Genomic DNA, 13,141 nt, shown 5'->3' on the forward strand with positions numbered 1-13,141 from the left:
AGGGCGTGTGGACCTTGCCCAACCTGCTGACCTTGTCGCGGATCCTCGCGGTGCCCTTGCTCGTCGCATTCCTGTGGTGGCCCGGCTGGGCCGCCGGCTACGGCATCGCGTTCGCGCTCTACTGCCTGATGGGCATCACCGATTATTTCGACGGCTATCTGGCGCGCGCGAACGGCGCGGTGTCGCGGCTGGGCATCTTCCTCGATCCGATCGCCGACAAGATCATGGTCGCGGCGGTCGTGCTGATCCTGGTCGGTACGCGCGACATCGCCGGGATCCACGTGATCGCCGCGCTGATCATCCTGCTGCGCGAAATCGCGGTGTCGGGGCTGCGCGAGTTCCTGGCGCAGGTGCAGGTCTCGGTGCCGGTCTCGCGGCTCGCCAAGTGGAAGACGACTCTGCAGCTGGTCGCGCTCGGCGGAATCATCCTCGGCGGCGCGCTGCCGGATCTGGTCTGGATCGGTCAGGTCGGGCTGCTCGCGCTCTGGGGCGCCGCGGTCCTCACCTTGCTGACGGGGTGGGATTATCTGCGCGTCGGCCTCAAGCACATGGACTGACGATGGCGCTGCAGATGCTCTATTTCGCCTGGGTGCGCGAGCGCGTCGGGATCGCCGAGGAACGCGTCGATCCGCCCGCAGAGGTTACGACGGTGGCCGAACTGGTCGACTGGCTCGCCGCGCAGGACGATTCGCACGCCAGGGCATTTGCCGAGCGCGGGCGGCTGCGCGCGGCGGTCGACCAGAATTTCGTGGCGCTGGACGCCCCGATCGCGGGCGCGCGCGAGATCGCGATCTTCCCGCCGGTGACCGGCGGGTGATCCGGGTCGCAGTACAGCGCGAGGCGATCGACCTGGCGGCGGAGATCGCGCTGGCCGAGACGACAGGCACTGGAGCGGTCGCGACCTTCACCGGCCTGGTACGCGCCGACGACGGGGTCGAGACGCTGGAACTCGAACATTATCCCGGCGGGACCGAGGCGGCGCTGCGGACCGTCGCCGAGACCGCGGTGGCGCGCTGGAACCTGCTGGGCGCGACGATCGTGCACCGCGTCGGGCCGATGGGGCCGGGCGAGCGGATCGTCTTCGTCGCCGCGACCGCGCCGCATCGCGGCGCGGCGCTGGAGGCGTGCGCGTATCTGATCGACCGGCTGAAGACCGACGCCCCGTTCTGGAAGCGCGAAACGCGCGGCGACGCGGCGACGTGGGTCGAGGCGCGCGAGACGGATGCGGCGGCCGCCGCAAAGTGGCGCACGGAATAATCACCTGATGTTCCCCGGCGAAGGCCGGGGCCCAGTTGGGATAAATGGGTAACGACACGCGGTCCGCCGTTACCGGAGCCTCTCCAACTGGGCCCCGGCCTTCGCCGGGGACCATAAGGAGCGCGACCTTACCCCAGCTTCGGCACGATCACGCCGTTCACCACATGCACGATCCCGTTCGACTGGCGCACGTCCGCGGTTTCGACATAGCTCTTGTTGCCGTTGACGTCGGTCAGCGCGATGATCGTGCCGACAAGGGTCGCGGTGATCGGGTCGCCCTCGACCGTGGTCAGCGTCGCAGTACCGCCGCCGGTCATGATCCGCTCGCGCAGCTGTTCGGCGGTGATCGCGCCGGCAACCACGTGATAATTGAGCACCTTCACCAGCGACTCGCGATTCTCGGGCTTCAACAGCGTGTCGACCATGCCGGGCGCAAGGCGGCCGAACGCGTCGTTGGTTGGCGCGAACACGGTGAACGGACCGGGCCCCGACAACGTCGGCGCGAGCCCGGCGGCGTTCACCGCGGCGACCAGGGTCGACAGGTTCGGCGCCGCGGCGGCGTTGGCGACGATCGTCCGCGTGGCCAGCATCGGCGCGCCACCGACCGCGGGGTTGGCAGCAACCGGACCGGGGGCGTCGCGCCCGGACGTCTCGGTCGCGGGCGACGAGGCGGTCTCGATCTCGCCCTTGCCGCGGCTGCACGCCGCCAGGGCAAGCATGCTGGCGACGATCAGCAGGGTTTTGTTCGACATTCGCATTCTCCGGCAGGGGCGTGGGGGGCGGCGGGGTCGGATACCATACGGTTAACGACGCGCAAGGTTGCCAAGGGGGGTTGCCTATTGAGCCTCGGCGAGCAGCTCTGCGAGCAGCTGGAAATCCTTCTCACGCGGCGAGGCTCGCCGCCAGACCAGCGCGATCCGGCGCACCGCATTGACCTCGTCCAGCGGCCGCGCGGTGATCTTGGTGTTTTCGAGTAGGCCGGCGTTGATCGCCATTTCGGGCAGGATGGTGATGCCCAGGCCGTTGTCGACCATCTGCACGATGGTGTGCAGCGAGGTGCCGAGCATCGTCGCCTCGGCGCGGATCTCCGGCCGGTTGCACGCGGCGAGCGCATGATCCTTGAGGCAATGCCCGTCCTCCAGCAGCAACAGCCGCGTCTCATCGATGTCGGCGGCGGCGATCGCGGGCAGCGCGTTGGGCATCTCGCCGTTCGGGAAGGCGAGGAACAGCCGGTCTTCGAACAGCGTCTGGTGCGCAACCTCGCCGCAGGCATAGGGCAGCGCCAGCAGCACGCAGTCGGCCCGGCCATTGTGCAACCCTTCGCACGCCGCACCGGTCGGCTCCTCGCGCAGGAACAGCCGCAGCTCAGGGTAGCGTTCGCGGATCCGCGGCAGGATGCGCGGCAGCATGAACGGCGCGATCGTCGGGATCACGCTCAGCCGCATTTCGCCCGACAGCGGCCGCCCGGCGGCGCGCGCCATGTCGCTCAGCTCCTCCGCCTCGCGCAGCACGCGCCGCGCCTTGTCGGCGAACCGATCGCCGAGCGGGGTGAAGCGGACGACCCGGCGGGTGCGCTCGACCAGCACCACGTCGATCAGCGTCTCCAGCTCGCGCAGCCCCGCGGACAGCGTCGACTGGGTCACGAAACACGCCTCCGCCGCGCGGCCGAAATGGCCGTGGTCCTTCAGCGCGACCAGATATTGCAGCTGTTTCAGGGTCGGGAGATAGCTCGCCATTAATCGCCTCGCTCGATCATTAACCGAGAGATAGGCTATTGGATCGATAACGCAAATGCCTATATGCAGTGCACAACAGCCGAGCGGATTCTATCCGCCGACCGTGAGGATGCCTGGAGCACGACATCATTCCAGTAGACCCACCATGCTGACCATCGGCGACACCTTCCCCGCGCTGACCATCCCCGTCCAGCAGGGCACCAGCGCGCTCCCGGCCGGCGAGACGCTCGACCTGACCACCGCCTATCCCGGCAAGTGGAAGGTGCTGTTCTACTGGCCCAAGGATTTCACCTTCGTCTGCCCGACCGAGATCGTCGGCTATAGCGAGCTGAAGGGCGACTTCGAGGATCGCGACGCGGTGTTCATCGGCGCTTCGACCGATACCGCGCACGTCCACCTCGCCTGGCGCAAGTCGGACGCCGACCTCGCCGCCGCCGACTTCCCGTGGCTGGCGGACAACGGCGCGAAGCTCGCCGAAGCGCTCGGCATCCTCGACAAGAACGAGCATGTCGCGTTCCGCGCGACCTTCACGATCGATCCGGACAACGTCATCCAGGCGGTCCAGGTCAATGGCCTGAACGTCGGCCGCAACCCCGCCGAGACGCTCCGCGTGCTCGACGCGCTGCAGACCGACGAGCTGTGCCCGTGCAACTGGAACAAGGGCGAAGACGTCCTCCAGCTCGCGGCGTAACCCAATCGGCGCGGGGCATCGGTCCCGCGCCACGTCTTTCCGTCACCCCAGCGAAGGCTGGGGTCTCCCTGTAACGGAGAGACCCCAGCCTTCGCTGGGGTGACGTGTTTCTGCTTCTTCGATTTAGGAACCCACCATGTCGCTCAAGGAATTCGCCGGCACGCTGCCGGACTTCGCCAAGGATATCCGCCTCAACGTGGGGTCGCTGCTAAGTGAGCCGCAGCTCACCGACCAGCGCAAATACGGTCTGTTCCTGTCCTGCGCGCACGCGTCGGGCTACAAGCCGCTGGTCGATGCGGCCGAGGCCGAGTGCGTGCCCAAGCTCAGCCCCGAGGCGGCCAATGCGGCGCGCGCGGCGGCGGCGGTGATGGCGATGAACAACGTCTATTATCGCTTCACGCACCTCGCCGGGAACCAGGAATATCGCAACATGCCGGCCAAGCTGCGCATGAACGTGATCGGCCAGCCCGGCATCGACAAGGTCGATTTCGAGCTGTTCAGCCTCGCCGTCTCGGCGATGAACGGCTGCGGCATGTGCATCGACAGCCATGAGCAGATCCTGAAAAAGGCTGGCGCCACCGCCGACGCGATCCAGACCGCGGTGCGGATCGGCGCGGTGATCAAGGCGGTCGCGACGGTTCACGCAGCGGTGAACTGAGCTGCTCCAGGCTTCTGTTCTCCCGCGAAGGCGGGAGTCCAGGAGTCATGAGCGTTGCGGCCCGTAACCCTGGACTCCCGCCTTCGCGGGGGAACGGCAGTGGGTTACGGGTGCCGCGCTGGAAATTCCTTCGCCCATCCCCTAAATGGTCACCACACGAAGGGGACGCGCGCATGGCGAGCCGGTTGGTAGCCTATCTCGAATCGATCCGCGCGCGCGACCCGGCGCCACGATCGCTGGCGGAAATCCTGCTGTATCCCGGCGTCTGGGCGCTCGGCTTTCACCGGATCGCGCACTGGCTGTTCCTGTCTCGGCTCTTTTTCCTGGCGCGCGTCGTCAACCATCTGTCGCGGTTCCTGACCGCGATCGACATCCATCCGGGCGCGACGATCGGACGCAATTTCTTCATCGACCACGGCTTCGTCGTGATCGGCGAGACCGCCGAGATCGGCAATGACGTGACGATCTACCAATGCGTGACGTTGGGCGGCACCAGCCCCGACAATGGCGTGACCGGCAAGCGCCACCCGACGCTGATGGATGGTGCGATCGTCGGGTCGGGCGCGCAGGTGCTCGGCCCGATCACGCTCGGGCCGCGTTCGCGCGTCGGCGCCAACGCGGTGGTGACGCGCGACGTGCCCGCGGGGACGACGGTGGTCGGCATCCCGGCACGCGCGACGACGGTCGAGGGCGGCATCGCCCCCGCTGCGCCGTTCGTGCCTTACGGTACGCCGTGCAGCGAAGCGTTCGATCCCGCGACGCAGCGGATGGAAATCATGCGCTGCGAGCTCGAAACGATGCGCAAGCGGCTCGATGCGCTGCTTGCCGAACCCCAGGAGCGCGACCGCGCCTGATGGGGGTCGTTACGCCATTCCCGAACCGGTCTGCGCCGACGCAGGTCGGGTTCGACCGCGCCGAACTGTCGCGGATCCTCGACCTCTACGGCCGGATGGTCGCCGCCGGGCATTGGCGCGACTATGCGATCGATCTCGGCGCCGAGGCCGCGGTGTTCGGCTGTTTCCGCCGCGCCGCCGAACGGCCCGAATTCCGGATCGAGAAGCGGCCCGCGCTACGCAACCGCCAGGGCATGTGGGCGCTGGTCGGTGAGGGCGGCATGATCGTCAAGCGCGGGCATGAACTGGGCCCGGTGCTGGCGCCGGTCGAGCGCCGGCTGATGAAGCTGGTCGACTAGGCGGTCGCCAGCTGCACCGGCGGCAACCGCTGCCCCAGATCGCCGAGCGTGCCGACCACCCGTCGCCGCATCGGCTGCCAGAACGCCGACAGGCTGAGCAACGCCGATCCGATCACCAGTCCGGTGATCGCCGCGCTCAGCTCGACCGCACCGCTGGTGCGGACCAGCGCGTACATCGCGTAAAGGACATAGGCGAGGCTCGACACCAGCAGCGCGCGGCGGTCGACCGCGAGCGCGATGAACCCGAAGGCGAGGTACAGCGCGAGCACGACCAGCGCGGTGCCGATCCCGATGTCGTTGCCGAACACGCCGAGCAGCTGGAAGATCGGATGCGCGATCATCGGCGCGGCGGCGAGGTGCAGCCAGAAGGCGACGTCGGCGCGGCGCGTGATCCGCTGGCGGTCGCTGAGGTCCCAGCGCATCGCCAGCGCGAACACGCCGAACCCGGCGATCGCGAGCAGCGGCCATATCGCCTCCTTCGCGCTGGGGATCGCGGCGAGCAGAAGCGCGAAGAGCAGCCCGACCAGCGCCGCGACGCCCGCGGCGATCGTGATCGGCACCTTGAACCTGCGCCAGTGCGCCCAAGCGCCTGCAGCGGCGGCGATCGCGGCGACCGCTGCGATCAGCGACTGCACGCGCTCGGACCCGTCAGGGCCGATGAGTTCGCGCCCGAACAGGCTGACCGCGCCGGCGATGCCGCCCACGAACGCCAGCAGCAGCAGGATGCTCGGCAATGCCATCCGGCGTTTCGCGGTGAAGAATTCGGCGAGCCCCCACGCCACCGCGGCGATCGCTGCGCCGCCGATACCGGGTGCGATGCGGCCGCCGATCTGGCCGACCGCCATCAGCAGGATGACCAACGCGATCGAGACGAAGATGTCGTTGAACCCGGTCAGCAGCCGGAAATGCTCTTCATCGACCGCGGGCGTATCGCGCGTCGCGGCGACGTGGTTGCGGAACGCGGTCGCGACCGTGGGAGTCAGGACTCCCGCGGTGACCGCGTTGTCGATGTCGCTCTCGCTGTACATGGCCGTTCCCCTGTTTCGACAGGACTAGCATTGGTGTATTGGGGTGGCAATACAGCCGTCGCGGAACTTGCTCCCCTCCCTGGAAGGGAGGGGTTGGGGGTGGGTTGGTTCGAGAGGAACCGCAGCGCGCGCCCCATGCCGACCCACCCCCGGCCCCTCCCTTTCAGGGAGGGGAGAGGTGCATGCTCGAGCAGTTACCCGCGCTGCAACGTCCGCAAGATGCTCATCGCCTGCTCGGCGCCCGATTGCGGGACCATCTCGTCGGTGCGGTCGGTGATCTGCGCCCAGTGCGCCGCGACGCCTTCGGCCGACAGGTCGTCGCCAGTCAGGTGCGCGCCTTGGGTCAGCGTCACATAGGCCGCCTGGAACACACCCGCGCCGGCGCCGACGATCATGTTGGTCGGCGCGTCCTCGGACACCAGATAGACCGCCGCCGGCGCCACCGTGTCGGGCGAGAACGCCTTGAACGCCTCCTCCGGAAAAATGTCCTGCGTCATCCGCGTGCCCGCGGTCGGGGCCAGCGTGTTGACGCGGATGTTGTTCTTCGCGCCCTCGATCGCGAGCGTCTTGGTCAGCCCGGCGAGCCCTAGCTTGGCCGCGCCGTAATTCGCCTGCCCGAAATTGCCGTACAGCCCGGTCGACGACGCGGTCATCAGGATGCGGCCGTAATTCTGCGCGCGCATCGTCTCCCACACCGCCTTGGTTGCGTTGGCGGAGCCGTTCAGATGGACGTCGACGACGAAGCGGAAATCGGCGGGCTCCATCTTGGCGAAGCTCTTGTCGCGCAGCACGCCGGCATTGTTGATCAGGACGTGGACGCCGCCCCAGGCGTCGGTCGCGCGCGCGACCATCGCGGCCATCTGGTCGTAATCGGTGACGCTGCCGCCGTCGGCCATCGCGGTCCCGCCGGCCGCTTCGATCTCGGCGACGACCCGCAAAGCGGCGTCGCTATGTCCGGTGCCGTCGCGGCTGGCGCCCAGATCGTTGACGACCACCTTGGCGCCGCGGTGCGCCAGTTCGATCGCATAAGCGCGGCCCAGGCCACCGCCCGCGCCGGTGACGATCGCGACCCGACCGTCGAAGCGGATCGATCCGAAGTGCTCAGACATGGAAAAGGCGCCCCTCTCTTATGATTGGAGCGCCTTCCCTATAACGTAAAGCGGTCGGCGCAAGCGGCAGGGTCACGGCCGCTTGCGCGATACGCTTACTTGCCGCCGCGGTTGCGGCAGCCGTCCTTGACCGTCTTCGAGCACAGCGGATACTCCGCGGGTGCCGGAGTCGGCGGGGTCACCGTCGGCTGACCGAAGGTCACGCCACCGGCAGCAGGGGCCGGCGGGGCCATCGGCGCGGCTGGCGGTGCTGCGGGATCGGCAGCCGGTGCCATCGCGGGATCGGCCGGCGCTGCGGGCGCGGTCTGCATCGCCGGATCGGCAGGAGCAGCCTGCGCGGCCGGATCGGCAGGTGCCGTCTGCATCGCCGGGTCGGCAGGCGCCGGGGTGGTCTGAGCGACCACCGGCGTGGCGAGGAATGCGGCGGCGGCGAGAAGGATGGTCTTCATACGAATCTCCTAAAATGGGTGCACCATTTTGGTAGCGCGTGTTCTGAACGCACTAACGCGCGCTTGGGTCCTTCGTTTCGCATCCGATTCCATTCGCCCTGTCGCGGAAGGGAGGCTTATCCCCCCGTATCGAGCGAATATCCGGCCGAACGCACGGTGCGGATGATGTCGGGGCGCTCGCCGACGTTGATCGCCTTGCGCAGGCGCCGGATGTGCACGTCGACGGTGCGCGCCTCGATATCCGAATCATGCCCCCACACCGCGTCGAGCAGCCGCTCGCGCGAGAACACCCAGCCGGGATGTTCGAGGAAATGCTTGAGCAGCCGGAATTCGGTCGGCCCCAGGGCGACGACCTCGCCCGAGCGCCGGACCTTGTGACCAACCGTGTCCATCTCGATGTCGGCATAGCTCAGCGCTTCGCCCGCCAGCGCCGGGCGGACGCGGCGCAGCACCGCGCCGACGCGCGCGACCAGTTCGCGTGGCGAGAAGGGCTTGGTGACATAATCGTCGGCGCCGGTCTCGAGCCCGCGGACGCGGTCCTCTTCTTCGCCACGCGCGGTGAGCATGATGATCGGGACGTTCTGCGTCTCGGGCGCGCGGCGCAGCCGGCGGCAGACCTCGATCCCCGAAATCCCCTCGACCATCCAGTCGAGCAGGACGATGTCGGGCACCTTCTCGCGCGCGAGCAACAGCGCTTCCTCGCCATCGGGGGTGTGCGCGATCTCGAAATCCTCGCGCTTGAAATGCCAGATCAACAGTTCGGCGAGCGCCGCGTCGTCCTCGACCAGCAACATGCGTGCGCGTGCCATGTTATTGCTCCTGCGTTTCGCCGCGATCGCGGTCGGTCATCTGGGTGCCGGTGGCGGCGAAATAGACCATTTCGGCGACGTTGGTCGCGTGATCGCCGATCCGTTCGAGGTTCTTGGCGACGAACAGCAGATGCGCGACCTGGCTGATCGTCTTGGGGTTCTCGACCATGTAGGTGACGAGCGTGCGGAAGATGCTGTCGTAGAAATCGTCGAGCGCGCTGTCGCTTTCGCGGACGCGCACCGCCGCCTCGGCATCGCGCGCGGCAAACGCGTCGAGCACTTCGCGGACCATCTCGCTCGCCATCCGGCCCATCGCGGGCAGGATCGAGATCGGTTCGATCCGGTGTTCGCCGTCGATCATCGGCAGCCGCTTGGCGATGTTCTTGGCGTAATCGGCGATCCGCTCGACCACGCCGGCGATTTTCAACGCGGCGACGACCTCGCGCAGGTCCACGGCCATCGGCGCGCGCAGCGCGATGATCTGGACCGCGAGCCGCTCGACCTCGGCCTGCATCGCGTCGATCTTCTTGTCCTCGGCGCGGACCTGCGCGGCAAGCGCGAGATCGTTGCGGACCAGCGCCTGCATCGCCTTGGCGATCGCCTCTTCGGCGAGCCCGCCCATCTCCGAGATCAGCCCGCGCAGCTGGCCGATGTCGTTGTCGAAGGCTTTCACGGTATGCGTATTCATGATCGTCCCTCCACTCAGCCGTAGCGACCGGTGATGTAGTCCTTGGTGCGTTCCTCGCGCGGGTTGGTGAAGATGTCCGACGTGTTGCCGTACTCCACCAGCGTGCCGAGGTGGAAGAACGCGGTCTTCTGGCTGACCCGCGCCGCCTGCTGCATGTTGTGCGTGACGATCACCATCGCGTAGCGGCCGCGCAGCTCGTGGATCAGCTCCTCGATCTTGGCGGTGGCGATCGGATCTAGCGCGGAACACGGTTCGTCCATCAGGATCACTTCGGGATCGACCGCGATCGCGCGTGCGATGCACAGCCGCTGCTGCTGGCCGCCCGACAGCGCGGTGCCGCTGTCGGTCAGGCGATCCTTGACCTCGTCCCACAGCCCCGCACGCCGCAGCGACTTCTTGACGATGCGGTCGAGGTCCGCCTTGGTGCCGGCGAGCCCGTGGATGCGCGGGCCATAGGCGACGTTCTCGTAGATCGATTTCGGGAACGGGTTGGGTTTCTGGAACACCATGCCCACGCGCGCTCTCAACTGCACGACGTCCATATCCGGCGCGTAGATGTCATGGCCGTCGAGCTCGATCCGGCCCTCGACCCGGGCGCTGGCGACGGTGTCGTTCATGCGGTTGAGCGTGCGCAGGAAGGTCGATTTGCCGCAGCCCGACGGGCCGATAAAGGCGGTGACGTGATCCATGTCGACGTCGATCGACACATGGTCGATCGCGCGCTTCTGGCCGTAGAACACGCTGACGTCGCGTGCGGTCATCTTGTTGGTCACCAGCGTGTCTCGAATTTGTTGCGGAGGTAGATCGCGACGCCGTTCATCGCGAGGAGGAAGACGAGCAGGACGATGATCGCCGCCGACGTCTTCTCGACGAAGCCGCGGCTGACCTGGTCCGACCAGAGGAAGATCTGCACCGGCAGCACGGTCGCCGGATCGTCGAGCCCCGAGGGGGGCGCGGCGATGAACGCGCGCATGCCGATCATCAGCAACGGCGCGGTCTCGCCCAGCGCGCGCGCCATGCCGATGATCGTGCCGGTCAGGATGCCGGGCAGCGCGAGCGGCAGGACATGGTGGAACACCACCTGCACGGGCGACGCGCCGATGCCGAGCGCGGCGTCGCGGATCGACGGTGGCACCGCCTTGATCGCGTTGCGCCCGGCGATGACGATGACGGGCATCGTCATCAGCGCGAGCGTCAGCCCGCCGACGATCGGTGCCGAGCGCTGCATCCCGAAGGTGCCGAGGAACACCGCCAGCCCGAGCAGCCCGAAGATGATCGACGGCACCGCAGCCAGGTTGTTGATCGAAACCTCGATCAGGTCGGTCCAGCGGTTCCGCGTCGCATATTCCTCAAGATACAGCGCCGACAGCACGCCGATCGGGAAGGCGAGCAGCAAGGTCACCGCCATGGTCAGCAGCGAGCCCTTGAACGCGCCCCAGATGCCGACGCGGGTCGCATCAGTCGAATCGGCGGACGTCAGGAAGGTCATGCTGAGCGCGGTCGAGATCGCGCCGCGCGCCTTCAACCGGGCGAGCACGGCCTCGGCAGCGGGTGTGCCGTCGCCCTTGGCGGCCATGTCGATCGGGCTCGAGACCGGTACGGCGACGGTCGAGGCGCGACCGAGCAGGGTCGGATCCGCCTTGATCGCGTCGCGCACCGTCTGCCACGCGCCATCGGACAGCAGGGCGGTGCCGTCTTTGCCGAACGCCTTGGTCGCCGCCGAATCGACCGCGCCTTCGAGGTTGGCCGCCGCCAGCGCGAGATCGGCGCCGCGCCCCTGCAGCCGTGCGGGTTCGACCGGCAGCTTGGCAGCGGCGAAGTCGATCGGCAACGCGACCCGGGTCTCGGTGAACCCCGTCGCGCCCTGGATCAGCATCGAGATCAGCAGGAAGGCGAGGAACCCCGCCGACAGCCAGACCGCCGCCAGCCCGGCCAGGCGGAAGCGGCGTTCGGACGCATAGCGGCGGCGGATGCGAGTCTGCATCGACCGGGTCGTCCAGTCGGTCGGCACGCGCTCCGCCGGATCCTTGCCGCTCATCGGCAGCTGGGGGACGAGCGTGTCACTCATAAGCTTCGCGATACCGTTTCACGACCGTCAGCGCGACGATGTTGAGGAGCAGGGTGACGACGAACAGCGTGAGCCCCAGCGCGAACGCGGCGAGCGTCTTGGGGCTGTCGAACTCGGCCTCGCCGGTCAGCAGGTCGACGATCTGCTTGGTGACGGTGGTGGTGCTGGCGAACGGGTTGAGAGTCATCGTCGCGACGCCGCTGGCCGCCATCACGACGATCATCGTCTCGCCGATCGCGCGGCTGACCGCGAGCAGGATGCCGCCGACGACGCCGGGCAGCGCGGCGGGCAGCAACACCTTGCGGATCGTCTCGGACGAGGTCGCGCCCATCGCCAGGCTGCCGTCGCGCATCGCCGAGGGGACCGCGGCAATCGAGTCATCGGCCATCGACGACACGAACGGGATGATCATGATCCCCATCACGAGGCCCGCCGCGAGCGCGCTTTCCGAGCTCGCCCAGCTGACCCCGATCCACACCGCGAAGTCGCGGACCGCCGGCGCCACCGTCAGCGCGGCGAAATAGCCGTAGACGACGGTCGGCACGCCCGCGAGCACCTCGAGGATCGGCTTCATCCATTTGCGGGTGTTGGGTGCTGCATATTGCGTCAGGTAGATCGCGCTCATCAGCCCGAACGGGATCGCGACGATCATCGCGATCACCGCGCCGATGAAGAAGGTGCCCCAGAACAGCGGCACCGCGCCGAGCGATGCGCCGGGATCGCGCGCGTCGATCACCTGCGGGCTCCAATGCGTGCCGAACAGGAAGTCGGTGATCGGTACGACCGAGAAGAACCGCGCGGATTCGTACAGCAGCGACGCGACGATGCCGATCGTCGTCAGGATCGCGATCAGCGAGGCGCCGAGCAGCAGCAGCATGACGACGCGTTCGACCTGGGTCCGCGCGCCGAACCCGGGGCGGACGCGGGTGAACGCGAACGCGCCGCCGGCAAAGGCGAGCAGCACCGCGAGCGCGCTGGCGATCCAGTCGAAGCGCGACTGCGCGGCGGCATAGGCCGGCGCCAGCGTGCGCGCGAGCTCGTGGAACGCGCCGAAGCTGCGCCCTTCGGCCAGGCTGCGCGCCTCCGACAGGATCGACGCACGGTCGAAGCCGGGCGGGGGCAGCTGCACCGCCGCCGGGGTGGCGAGCACGGTATCGGTGACGAGGGCCGGCGCGACCAGGCTCCAGACGACGAGGAAGAGCAGCGGCGGAACGATCGTCCACAGCGCGACGAACCAGCCATGATGCGCGGGCAGCGAACTGAACCGCGCGGTGGTCGCCTTGCGGAACCGCGTGGCGCGGACCCGCGCGGTGAGCCAGCCGATCAGGCCGAGACCGAGGACGAGGAACAGGAGGGCGACGGGGGACATCAGTTACGCACCTTCGTCATGCCGGACTTGGTCCGGCATCCATGGGTCCGCATGTCCAACCGCCGGGGGCGTACGCCGCACAATGGA

At 68.0% G+C, this 13,141-nt stretch carries 17 protein-coding genes; 7 read left to right on the top strand and 10 right to left on the bottom strand.

Annotation, left to right across the window (positions count from 1 at the left end):
- Positions 1 to 5 precede the first annotated feature (5 nt).
- The 3 genes from pgsA to U1701_RS11130 are packed head-to-tail and all read left to right on the top strand — an operon-like array spanning position 6 to position 1,257.
- Complete coding sequence (gene pgsA / locus U1701_RS11120) at positions 6 to 557, top strand: CDP-diacylglycerol--glycerol-3-phosphate 3-phosphatidyltransferase (RefSeq protein WP_332782631.1); 552 nt, start codon at positions 6 to 8, stop codon at positions 555 to 557.
- A gap of 2 nt (positions 558 to 559) precedes the next feature.
- On the top strand, positions 560 to 817 hold the full coding sequence (gene moaD / locus U1701_RS11125; RefSeq protein WP_332782632.1) for a molybdopterin converting factor subunit 1: 258 nt from the start codon (positions 560 to 562) through the stop codon (positions 815 to 817).
- Entirely contained in the window at positions 814 to 1,257 is a 444-nt protein-coding gene (locus tag U1701_RS11130; protein ID WP_332782633.1) for a molybdenum cofactor biosynthesis protein MoaE, read from the top strand. The genes moaD and U1701_RS11130 overlap by 4 nt, the downstream gene beginning before the upstream one ends.
- A 128-nt stretch (positions 1,258 to 1,385) precedes the next feature.
- Here U1701_RS11130 and U1701_RS11135 read toward each other — a convergent pair whose 3' ends face one another.
- Complete coding sequence (locus U1701_RS11135; protein WP_332782634.1) at positions 1,386 to 2,009, bottom strand: fasciclin domain-containing protein; 624 nt, start codon at positions 2,007 to 2,009, stop codon at positions 1,386 to 1,388.
- Positions 2,010 to 2,093: 84 nt separating this feature from the next.
- Positions 2,094 to 2,993 (bottom strand): hydrogen peroxide-inducible genes activator, encoded by a 900-nt coding sequence (locus U1701_RS11140; RefSeq protein WP_332782635.1) that lies wholly within the window; start codon positions 2,991 to 2,993, stop codon positions 2,094 to 2,096.
- A 145-nt stretch (positions 2,994 to 3,138) separates the two neighbouring features.
- Between U1701_RS11140 and U1701_RS11145 the strand changes: the two genes are divergently transcribed.
- The 4 genes from U1701_RS11145 to U1701_RS11160 all read left to right on the top strand — a co-directional run bounded on the left by U1701_RS11145 (position 3,139) and on the right by U1701_RS11160 (position 5,534).
- Complete coding sequence (locus tag U1701_RS11145; RefSeq protein ID WP_332782636.1) at positions 3,139 to 3,684, top strand: peroxiredoxin; 546 nt, start codon at positions 3,139 to 3,141, stop codon at positions 3,682 to 3,684.
- Between the two features lie 136 nt (positions 3,685 to 3,820).
- Complete coding sequence (ahpD, locus tag U1701_RS11150) at positions 3,821 to 4,342, top strand: alkylhydroperoxidase, AhpD family (protein WP_332782637.1); 522 nt, start codon at positions 3,821 to 3,823, stop codon at positions 4,340 to 4,342.
- 173 nt (positions 4,343 to 4,515) lie between these two features.
- Positions 4,516 to 5,196, top strand: coding sequence for a serine O-acetyltransferase EpsC (gene epsC / locus U1701_RS11155; protein WP_332782638.1), 681 nt, complete (start codon positions 4,516 to 4,518; stop codon positions 5,194 to 5,196).
- A complete protein-coding gene (locus U1701_RS11160) occupies positions 5,196 to 5,534 on the top strand; it encodes a DUF2794 domain-containing protein (protein ID WP_332782639.1) in 339 nt (112 codons plus the stop codon). Before epsC ends, U1701_RS11160 begins: the two co-directional genes overlap by 1 nt.
- Here U1701_RS11160 and U1701_RS11165 read toward each other — a convergent pair.
- From U1701_RS11165 to pstC, 8 genes are all read right to left on the bottom strand, one after another.
- Positions 5,531 to 6,562, bottom strand: coding sequence for a hypothetical protein (locus U1701_RS11165; protein WP_332782640.1), 1,032 nt, complete (start codon positions 6,560 to 6,562; stop codon positions 5,531 to 5,533). The two genes, U1701_RS11160 and U1701_RS11165, sit on opposite strands and share 4 nt — an antisense overlap.
- Before the next feature lie 194 nt (positions 6,563 to 6,756).
- Entirely contained in the window at positions 6,757 to 7,671 is a 915-nt protein-coding gene (locus U1701_RS11170; RefSeq protein ID WP_332782641.1) for an SDR family NAD(P)-dependent oxidoreductase, read from the bottom strand.
- A 95-nt stretch (positions 7,672 to 7,766) separates the two neighbouring features.
- A complete protein-coding gene (locus tag U1701_RS11175) occupies positions 7,767 to 8,120 on the bottom strand; it encodes a hypothetical protein (protein WP_332782642.1) in 354 nt (117 codons plus the stop codon).
- Between the two features lie 116 nt (positions 8,121 to 8,236).
- A complete protein-coding gene (gene phoB / locus U1701_RS11180; protein ID WP_332782643.1) occupies positions 8,237 to 8,929 on the bottom strand; it encodes a phosphate regulon transcriptional regulator PhoB in 693 nt (230 codons plus the stop codon).
- 1 nt (position 8,930) lies between these two features.
- Entirely contained in the window at positions 8,931 to 9,617 is a 687-nt protein-coding gene (phoU, locus tag U1701_RS11185) for a phosphate signaling complex protein PhoU (protein ID WP_332782644.1), read from the bottom strand.
- A gap of 14 nt (positions 9,618 to 9,631) precedes the next feature.
- On the bottom strand, positions 9,632 to 10,378 hold the full coding sequence (gene pstB / locus U1701_RS11190) for a phosphate ABC transporter ATP-binding protein PstB (protein WP_332782735.1): 747 nt from the start codon (positions 10,376 to 10,378) through the stop codon (positions 9,632 to 9,634).
- Positions 10,379 to 10,386: 8 nt separating this feature from the next.
- Positions 10,387 to 11,685 (bottom strand): phosphate ABC transporter permease PstA, encoded by a 1,299-nt coding sequence (gene pstA / locus U1701_RS11195; RefSeq protein WP_332782645.1) that lies wholly within the window; start codon positions 11,683 to 11,685, stop codon positions 10,387 to 10,389.
- The gene (gene pstC, locus U1701_RS11200; protein ID WP_332782646.1) at positions 11,678 to 13,054 is read right to left on the bottom strand and encodes a phosphate ABC transporter permease subunit PstC; all 1,377 of its coding nucleotides are present in this window, start codon (positions 13,052 to 13,054) and stop codon (positions 11,678 to 11,680) included. The genes pstA and pstC overlap by 8 nt, the downstream gene beginning before the upstream one ends.
- Positions 13,055 to 13,141 lie beyond the last annotated feature (87 nt).

It is taken from the genome of Sphingomonas rhamnosi (assembly GCF_036663615.1).
GTDB lineage: Bacteria > Pseudomonadota > Alphaproteobacteria > Sphingomonadales > Sphingomonadaceae > Sphingomonas.

What these genes read in the sequence shown, in the direction of transcription:
- U1701_RS11135 (WP_332782634.1), bottom strand. Translation starts at nt 2,009, where the DNA reads ATGTCGAACAAAACCCTGCTGATCGTCGCCAGCATGCTTGCCCTGGCG.
- epsC (WP_332782638.1), top strand. Translation starts at nt 4,516, where the DNA reads ATGGCGAGCCGGTTGGTAGCCTATCTCGAATCGATCCGCGCGCGCGAC.
- phoU (WP_332782644.1), bottom strand. Translation starts at nt 9,617, where the DNA reads ATGAATACGCATACCGTGAAAGCCTTCGACAACGACATCGGCCAGCTG.
- ahpD (WP_332782637.1), top strand. Translation starts at nt 3,821, where the DNA reads ATGTCGCTCAAGGAATTCGCCGGCACGCTGCCGGACTTCGCCAAGGAT.
- pstC (WP_332782646.1), bottom strand. Translation starts at nt 13,054, where the DNA reads ATGTCCCCCGTCGCCCTCCTGTTCCTCGTCCTCGGTCTCGGCCTGATC.
- pstA (WP_332782645.1), bottom strand. Translation starts at nt 11,685, where the DNA reads ATGAGTGACACGCTCGTCCCCCAGCTGCCGATGAGCGGCAAGGATCCG.
- U1701_RS11145 (WP_332782636.1), top strand. Translation starts at nt 3,139, where the DNA reads ATGCTGACCATCGGCGACACCTTCCCCGCGCTGACCATCCCCGTCCAG.
- phoB (WP_332782643.1), bottom strand. Translation starts at nt 8,929, where the DNA reads ATGGCACGCGCACGCATGTTGCTGGTCGAGGACGACGCGGCGCTCGCC.
- pstB (WP_332782735.1), bottom strand. Translation starts at nt 10,378, where the DNA reads ATGACCGCACGCGACGTCAGCGTGTTCTACGGCCAGAAGCGCGCGATC.
- U1701_RS11140 (WP_332782635.1), bottom strand. Translation starts at nt 2,993, where the DNA reads ATGGCGAGCTATCTCCCGACCCTGAAACAGCTGCAATATCTGGTCGCG.
- U1701_RS11160 (WP_332782639.1), top strand. Translation starts at nt 5,196, where the DNA reads ATGGGGGTCGTTACGCCATTCCCGAACCGGTCTGCGCCGACGCAGGTC.
- U1701_RS11165 (WP_332782640.1), bottom strand. Translation starts at nt 6,562, where the DNA reads ATGTACAGCGAGAGCGACATCGACAACGCGGTCACCGCGGGAGTCCTG.
- U1701_RS11175 (WP_332782642.1), bottom strand. Translation starts at nt 8,120, where the DNA reads ATGAAGACCATCCTTCTCGCCGCCGCCGCATTCCTCGCCACGCCGGTG.
- U1701_RS11170 (WP_332782641.1), bottom strand. Translation starts at nt 7,671, where the DNA reads ATGTCTGAGCACTTCGGATCGATCCGCTTCGACGGTCGGGTCGCGATC.
- moaD (WP_332782632.1), top strand. Translation starts at nt 560, where the DNA reads ATGGCGCTGCAGATGCTCTATTTCGCCTGGGTGCGCGAGCGCGTCGGG.